We start from the raw sequence: 8,132 nt of genomic DNA, 5'->3' as shown, positions 1-8,132 counted from the left end.
CCTTTGCCGCACCCGGAGCCGTGCCCGGCAGGGCGCCGTCAGTACCTGAGATGGTGACAACGACGGCGTCGTCGTCGGTGGCGGTGACGGCACCGAAGAAGATCACGGAATCGCCCGCGGCGAGCTTGATGCCCGCCATGCCGCCCGCCGTCCTGCCCTGCGGACGGACGTTGGCCGCGCTGAACCGGAGCAGTTGCGCCTCGCGGGTGAGGAACACCAGCTCGGTGTCGTCCTGCCCGGCCGGGGCCACCCCCACCACCAGGTCCTTGTCCTTGAGCGCGATGACTTCCCAGTCCTCGCGGTTCAGCGGGTACTCCGGCTGGACGCGCTTGACGATGCCCTGCACCGTACCGATGGCCAGGATCTCATCCAGCGGAGCGAAGGCCACCAGCGATTCCCCCTTCAGCAGGGTGATGAAATCCTTGGCCTGCACACCGCCGGCCAGGTTGGGCAGGCCGGACATCGGCGGGAGCACCGGCATGTCCATGACCTGGAGCCGCAGCATCCGCCCCTGGGAGGTCACCGCGGCGATTTCCCCGCGGGCCGACGTCTTCACCACTGAGCGGAAGACATCGTGCCTGGAGCGGGGGCCGGACTCGGCCAACGGCTCCTGGTTGGACGTGCGCGCGATCTGGCCCGAAGCCGTGAGGATTGCCCAGCAGGGATCGTCCGCGATTTCCAAAGCCAGGGGTGCGGCCTTGCCGCCTTTCGCGCCCGGCGCGGCGGCGAGGGCAGCAGCGACAGTGGGGGAGACCGCCTCCGATTCGAGCAGGACGGTCCGCCGCGGCGTGCCGTACTTTTCGGCGATTTCGCCCAGTTCGGTGGACACCAGTCCGCGCAGCCGCTCCTCGGAGCCGAGGATGGCTTCGAGCTCCGCGATCTCGCGGCGCAGCTCATCCTGTTCCTTCTCCAGCTCGATCCGGGAGTACTTGGTCAGCTGACGCAGCCGCAGTTCAAGGATGTAGTTGGCCTGGATCTCGGAGAGATCGTAGATGGACATCAGCCGGGTCCGGGCGGCCGCAGCCTCGTCCGAGGACCGGATGATCTGGATGACCTCGTCGATGTCCACAATCGCGATCAGGAGGCCCTCCACGAGGTGCAGGCGGTCCTTCTTCTTGAGAAGCCTGAACGCGGTCCGCCGGCGCACCACATCAATGCGGTGGCCCACATAGACGGAAAGCAAAGCCACGAGCCCCAGAGTCTGGGGCTGGCCATCGACCAGGGTGACGTTGTTGATGCCGAAGGAATCCTCCATCGGCGAGTAGCGGTACAGCTGCTGGAGCACGGCGTTGGGGTTGAACCCGTTTTTCAGCTCGATGACCAGGCGCAGTCCATGCTGGCGGTCGGTCAGGTCAACGATGTCGCTGATGCCCGTCAGCTTCTTGCCGTTGACGGCGTCCTTGATCTTCTCGATCACCTTTTCCGGGCCCACCATGTACGGCAGTTCGGTGACCACCAGGCCGGTGCGGCGGGCCGAAAGCTGCTCGATCTCCACTTTGGCCCGGGTCTTGAAGGAACCGCGTCCCGTGGCATAGGCGTCGCGGATACCGTCCAGGCCCACAATCCGCCCGCCCGTGGGCAGGTCAGGTCCGGGGACAAACCGCATCAGGTCATCCAGGCTGGCATCCGGATGGGCAATCAGGTGGCGGGCGGCTGCAATGACTTCCACCAGGTTGTGCGGGGCCATGTTGGTGGCCATGCCGACGGCGATGCCCGTGGCTCCGTTGACCAGCAGGTTGGGGAACGCTGCCGGAAGGACATCGGGCTGCGTCAGCTGGTTGTCGTAATTGGGGACGAAATCAACCACATCTTCATCAAGGTGGTCAGTGAGCGTCAGCGCCGCCGCCGCAAGGCGCGCCTCCGTGTACCGGGGAGCTGCCGGGCCGTCGTCGAGCGAGCCGAAGTTTCCGTGACCGTCAATCAGGGGCAGACGCAGCGAGAAGTCCTGGGCCATACGCACCATGGCGTCATAGATGGCAGTATCGCCGTGGGGGTGGAGCTTGCCCATGACCTCGCCCACCACGCGTGCGCTCTTGACGTGGCCGCGGTCCGGGCGCAGGCCCATTTCGCTCATCATGTACAGGATCCGGCGCTGGACCGGCTTCAGGCCGTCGCGGGCATCAGGCAGGGCCCGGGAGTAGATCACCGAATACGCGTACTCGAGGAAGGAGCCTTCCATTTCGGACGTGACGTCGATATCAACGATGTTCTCGACGAAATCCTGGCTGGCATCCCCGGCGGGGGTAGGGCTTTGGCGGCGTGCCATAGGGCGGGAGGATCCTTCTGGGGTACTGGTTTTCGATCTGGTCTTCAGGCAACGGGTCGGCGGCGGAAGTTTGTGGTTAGGCTAAGCCTATGGTGGATCAGCCCGGGGACGGCGTATATCCGGAACATTGGGAAGCCGATGTCGTTCTCCGGGACGGTGCAACAGCCCACCTGCGGCCCATCCTTCCCAGTGATGCGGACGCGGTCCAGGCCTTCCACGCAGGGCAGTCGCAGAACTCAATTTACATGCGCTTCTTCGCCTTCAAGGCCCGCCTGTCCAGCAAGGAGCTCAAACGCTTCACCGAGGTGGACTACAAGGACCGGGTGGCGTTGGTCATCACTTTCCGCGGCGAGATCCTTGGGATCGGCCGCTACGACAGGCTGGATGATCCCGCCGAAGCCGAGGTCGCCTTCAATATCGCGGACGCCCACCAGGGCCGGGGCCTCGGCTCCATCCTCCTCGAACACCTGGCCACCGCGGCCCATGAAAACGGCATCCGCCGCTTCAGCGCCGAAGTCCTGCCGGAAAACCGCAAGATGCTGATGGTTTTCGCTGACGCGGGCTACGATGTCAAACGCCACTTCGACGACGGCGTCGTGAGCCTTGAGTTCAATATCGACCCCACGGAAAAGTCCCGGGCCGTGATGGAGTCACGGGAGCACCGCGCAGAGGCCAGAAGCGTCCGGGACCTGCTGACGCCGTCGTCCGTTGCAGTCATCGGTGCCAGCCGCAAATGGGGAACCGTGGGTTACCAGCTGCTTGAGCACATCATCGAAGGGGGCTTTTCCGGACCGGTCTACGCCATCAACCCCGAGGCGTTTGAGCTGGCCGGGATGATCTCCTTCGCCAGGCTCCAGGACGTGCCGGACCAGGTGGGGCTGGCCATCATCGCGGTCCCTTACGAGGAAGTGGCCACTGTGGTGGACCAGTGCGCCGCGGCCGGAGTCAAGGGAGTAGTGATCGCCACTGCAGGCTTCGAGGACGACGGCGCCCGCGGCCTTGCGCGCCAACGCGACCTGGTCCGCAAAGCCCGGGCCAGCGGCATGCGGGTCATCGGGCCGGCCTCGCTGGGAATCGTGAACACCCACCCCGACGTGATGCTCAATGCCTCCATGGCGCCCACCATGCCGCGGCGCGGCGGCCTGGGCCTGTTCAGCCAGTCGGCTGCCATCGGCGTTTCCCTCTACGCCGCCTCAAGCCGGCGCCGGCTGGGCCTGTCCACCCTGTTGTCGGCCGGTAACCGGGCGGACGTCTCCGGCAACGACATGATGCAGTTCTGGGAGGACGACGCCGGCACCACCGCCGTGGGCCTGTATCTGGAGTCGATCGGGAACCCGCGCAAATTCTCCCGGATCGCGAGGCGGCTGGCACGCACCAAACCGGTGGTGGTGGCCAAATCGGAGACCATGGGGCTGCGCCTGCCGCCCGGCCATGCTGTCCGGACCACCCAGGCCCCGGCCGGAGCGCTGGACGCCATGATGCGCCAGTCCGGTGTCATCAGGGTGGAGACCATCGAACAGCTGATGGACATCGCGCAGGTTGTGGCAGGCCAGCCGCTGCCCGCGGGACCAGGACTGGCCATCTTCAGCAATTCCCTGGCACTGGGCAAAGTCGTCGCGGACAGCGCCGCGGCGCATGGCCTGGAAGTGGATGGCATCGTCACCGATGTGGACCTCGACGCCGGCATGTCACTGGCACTGCCTGCACTCAGGCGCAGCCTCCAGGAGACCCTCGCCTCCGGCACGGTGCACTCCGTGGTGGCGGCCCTGCTGCCGGCCAGGGGGTTGACGGTGGACCACATCGCCGAAGTCCTGGCCGAATGCTCCGCCGCTGCCGGAAAGCCCGTGGTGGCCGCGTTCACCGGCATCCTCGATCCCTCGGTCTATGTGGAGGGCATGATGGGAGCCGACGGCCGGGCAGTTCCCTGCTTCTCCAATCCCGGTGCAGCGGTGGCAGCGCTCGCCGCCACCGTGCGCTACGCCGAGTGGGTGGCACGGGATCCGGGCCATTTTGTCGAGCCCGAAGGCTGCAACCCCGAAAATGCGCGGATCCTGCTGGAGCAACTGCTCCACGACGTTCAGGGCGAACAGCTGAAGACGCTGGACCCGGGGTCCGCGTCCGCGCTGCTGGCGCATTACGGCATCCGGGTGCTGCCGTCCGTAAGGTTCGAAACGGAGGACGAAGCCGTCGAAGCCGCAGGCCGGCTGGGCTACCCGGTGGTCCTGAAAACCACTGATCCGGCCCTCCGCCACCGCCTCGATTTGGGCGGGGTGCGCCTGGACATCGAGGATGCGGAATCGCTCCGCCGGAACATCGCCCAGATGCGGCGCTCGCTGGCTCCCTATGGTTCCCGGGCTTTGGAGGTCCAGACCATGGCGCCGGTGGGCCAGGCCTGCACGTTCCGTGCCATCGAGGATCCGCTGCTCGGACCGGTGATCTCCTTCGGGCTGGCAGGGGATGCCGTCAACCTGCTCGACGACTGGGCGCACCGCGTGCCGCCGCTGTCCGCCGTTGACGTCAAGGACTTCATCCGCGCACCCAGGGCGGCACGCAAACTCTTCGGCTACCAGGGACTTCCCGCCGTGGATGTTGATGCCCTGGAAGACCTGGCGGGCAGGCTTGCATGGATGAAGGACAACCATCCGGAGATAGCCCTGGTGGAATTCAATCCCGTCCTGTGCGGCCCTCATGGCGTGACCATCCTTGCGGCGGACATCCGGATCGGCAACGCAGCGCAGCGCACCGACAGCGCGCGCCGGGCCATGCTCGGCTGACGGCGGTTAGCAAGTCCCCGGCCGATCTGTGAAAATGGGGGAATGAGCTCACAGCCTCCCCAGTCAACGCCTTCCACGCCCGGCAGTGACAACCTGGCAACCCGCCCGCACAGCTCACACAGCCACACGCCGCAGGGGCAGACCCTCGACGGCGCGCTCCAGAAGGCCGGCTTCTACCCGCTTCTGGTGGCCGACGTCGTCGACGACGCCCTGGACGGCCGCGAATGCGTGGCCCACCTCGTGCACCTGGAAACCCACTTTGACCGGGCAGAGGTCCGCCGGCACATCACCGTGCTGGTACTGACCTCGGACATGCTGGTCATCACCCATGTGGACGACCAGCAGTTGGATGAAGCCGGCGAACAAACCGTCGCCCAGATCTCCACCGAATCCGTCCCGGTGGCCCAGATCCGGTCCGTGGTGCTCAGCTACATGTACTCCCAGCCGCAGGACTACAAACCCTCCGATCCTGTCCGGGAGGTCACCCTCGCCATTGCCTGGTCCGGCGGCCAGAGACTGGATATGGGCCCCGCGAGCTGCGGTGATCCGCAGTGCGAGGCCGATCACGGCTACAGCGGAACCATCGCCCAGGAAGACATCGTCCTGCGCATCAGCGCCGAGGCCGACGGCCTGCAGGCGGTACAGGACGCCAAGCTCTTCGCCCGTGCCCTCCGGGCAGTGAACACCGGGTCCACGGCCCCGGTGTCCCACAACGGCCAAACCCTCCAGCCCCGTCCCAGGACGGGTGTTTTCGGGAACCGGCTGAGCCGCGGGCACCAGCAGCGCTGAGATGCCGGACCACGGAAAAACGACCCTGTCCGCCGCAGCGCCCGCGTCCACCGCAGGAACCGGCGGCTCAGGAACTCCCGCCGCCGGGACCGCTGTCCCGGCAAACATGCCACCCGCGCCTGCCTTTGGCCGGCGTTCCGTCGCGGAGGTCCTGACCAGCGCGGCGGCCAGCCTGGGCGCTGAGGGTTTCACCAACACCCTGGGTCTCCCGCCGGCGTCGCGCGTCTGTGTGGTCCTCGCCGACGGCCTGGGCCGGAACCTGCTGAAACAGAAGTCCGCCCACACTCCCTTCCTGCGGTCCAGGATGCAGGCAGGCCAAGGGGAGATTCCGGTGTGGCTGGACTCCACGTTCCCCTCAACCACCGCTTCCGCCCTCTCCAGCTTCGGCACCGGCGTCCCGCCGGGCCAGCACGGACTGGTGGGTTATGACGTCCTGGACCCCGCACAGGACAAAGTGGTAAACATGCTGGGCAACTGGGATGCCGGTGTGGACCCCGTCACCTGGCAGCCCTTTCCCACGGTTTTTGAACGGGCTGCGCAGAGCCTTGACGTGATCACCGTCAGCCTGCCGCAGTTCGGCGACTCGCCCATGACCAGGGCGGCCCTCCGGGGTGGACGCTTCGTCTCCGCCACCACATCCCATGCCCGCACCGCGGCCGCCGCAGAAGCCATGGCCACCGCCGGGCCGTCCCTGATGTACTTCTACGTCAACGAACTGGACAAAGCCGGCCACCGGTACGGCTGCCAGTCCGAGCAGTGGGAACACCAGCTGGAGGAGCTCGATGCCACCGTCAAGCGACTCAACGCCTCCCTGCCCGCGGGCACCACGGTGCTGCTGACCGCGGACCACGGCATGCTCGACGTGCCCGAACAGCAGCGCATCGACTACTCCGCGGACCCCTCTCTCATCGACGGGGTGCGGCACACAGCAGGGGAGCCGCGGATGGTGCATCTCTATCTTGAACCGGGGGCCGGTACCGCGGGCCGGCAACGCCTGCTCGAATCCTGGCGTGCCCGCTTCGGTGACAGGATCTGGGCCTTTACCCGCGAGGAAGCGATTGCTGCCGGGCTCTTCGGGACTGTACGCCCCGCCGTCGAACCGCGGATCGGCGACATCATGATTGCCGCCCGCGACGCCCTGGCCCTCTACGACACCCGCCGGGTAAGGCCCGCCGCCATGGAGGTTGTCGGTCAGCACGGCTCCCTGACCAAGGCGGAACGCGAAGTCCCGCTGCTGTGCTTTCCGGCCGAAGGCAGGAGATCTGCCCGTGGCTGAGCTGCTGTTTTTCTCCGGCACCATGGACTGCGGCAAATCCACCCTTGCCCTGCAGATGGACTACAACCACCGGGCCCGGGGGCGGGGCGGTGTCCGGTTCAGCCGCAACGACCGCGCCGGCGGGTCAAGGATTTCCAGCCGGCTGGGTCTGGAGACCGATGCTGTGGAGGTCCTGGACACCACAGACTTCTGGGACGAAGTAGTCAACCGGCGCACTAAAGGCAAGCGTGTTGACTACCTGATCTGCGACGAGGCCCAGTTCTACTCGCCCGCCCAAGTGGAGCAGCTGGCCCGGGTGGTGGACGAGATGGACGTGGACGTTTTTGCCTTCGGCATTACGGCTGACTTCCGCGCCAGGCTGTTTCCCGGTTCCCAGCGTCTGATCGAGCTTGCCGATAGGGTGCAGGTACTCCAGGTCGAGGCGCTGTGCTGGTGCGGGCGCCGGGCCACCCAGAACGCCCGTACGGTGGACGGTGTGATGGTCATGGAAGGCGCCCAGGTGGTGGTTGGCGACGTGGAAATGGGCACTGACCATGCGTCCGCTGGCAGCGATGGCCGAGCGCCGGTAGTGGGCTACGAGACGCTCTGCCGCCGGCACTACATGCGGCGGGTCACCGCGCACGGTGCCAACATCATGGCCCGGCAGGATCCGCTGCTGCCCTTCGAGGTGGATGCGTGCCTGTGGCGCGGATCCGGCGAAACCTCAGCCTGAGAAGTCAGTCTCTCCGGGTTCCAAAGACAATCTCATCCCAGCTGGGGACGGTGGACCGCTTCGGTTTTGCCGGCTGCCGTTCGGGCAGGTCGGCGTCGTCCCCGCGCGGATCACGTTCGCCGGGACCCTGCGGATCCACGGCCCTGCGGGGCATTCCGCCGCCCAGGAGCTCATCCAAGCCAACGCTGAGCGTCGGATGGCGGGGCCCGGCCGACGGCTCAGGTGTTGGCTCCCTGGGCGGCTCCGACGGCGATACAGGTCCTGCGGAACGCTGAGGGGACGCCACAATGGTGATTTCCCTGGTGTCTGTACTGA

The 8,132-nt window shown here is 66.6% G+C and carries 5 protein-coding genes and 1 pseudogene; 4 read left to right on the top strand and 2 right to left on the bottom strand.

Going from position 1 to position 8,132, the window contains the following annotated elements; genetic code table 11:
* On the bottom strand, positions 1 to 2,266 hold a 2,266-nt coding region (locus DBR22_RS21625; protein WP_258229372.1), incomplete at its 3' end, for a DNA gyrase/topoisomerase IV subunit A.
* 89 nt (positions 2,267 to 2,355) lie between these two features.
* Between DBR22_RS21625 and DBR22_RS21620 the strand changes: the two genes are divergently transcribed.
* The 4 genes from DBR22_RS21620 to DBR22_RS21605 all read left to right on the top strand — a co-directional run bounded on the left by DBR22_RS21620 (position 2,356) and on the right by DBR22_RS21605 (position 7,817).
* Positions 2,356 to 5,040 (top strand): bifunctional acetate--CoA ligase family protein/GNAT family N-acetyltransferase, encoded by a 2,685-nt coding sequence (locus DBR22_RS21620; RefSeq protein ID WP_108600678.1) that lies wholly within the window; start codon positions 2,356 to 2,358, stop codon positions 5,038 to 5,040.
* 42 nt (positions 5,041 to 5,082) lie between these two features.
* Entirely contained in the window at positions 5,083 to 5,829 is a 747-nt protein-coding gene (locus DBR22_RS21615; RefSeq protein ID WP_108600677.1) for a DUF5998 family protein, read from the top strand.
* A gap of 106 nt (positions 5,830 to 5,935) precedes the next feature.
* On the top strand, positions 5,936 to 7,105 hold the full coding sequence (locus DBR22_RS21610) for an alkaline phosphatase family protein (protein ID WP_258229375.1): 1,170 nt from the start codon (positions 5,936 to 5,938) through the stop codon (positions 7,103 to 7,105).
* Positions 7,098 to 7,817 carry a thymidine kinase gene (locus DBR22_RS21605; protein WP_108600675.1) on the top strand — a complete coding sequence of 240 codons (720 nt, stop codon included), beginning with the start codon at positions 7,098 to 7,100 and terminating at the stop codon, positions 7,815 to 7,817. Before DBR22_RS21610 ends, DBR22_RS21605 begins: the two co-directional genes overlap by 8 nt.
* A gap of 4 nt (positions 7,818 to 7,821) precedes the next feature.
* Here DBR22_RS21605 and DBR22_RS24970 read toward each other — a convergent pair.
* Positions 7,822 to 8,132, bottom strand: a pseudogene (locus DBR22_RS24970) (septation protein SepH); the annotation flags it as partial.

Source organism: Arthrobacter sp. HMWF013 (assembly GCF_003061105.1).
Classification (GTDB): Bacteria; Actinomycetota; Actinomycetes; order Actinomycetales; family Micrococcaceae; genus Arthrobacter.
The sequence above is the reverse complement of the archived record's forward strand: the minus strand, read 5'-3'. Positions and strand labels throughout refer to the sequence as shown.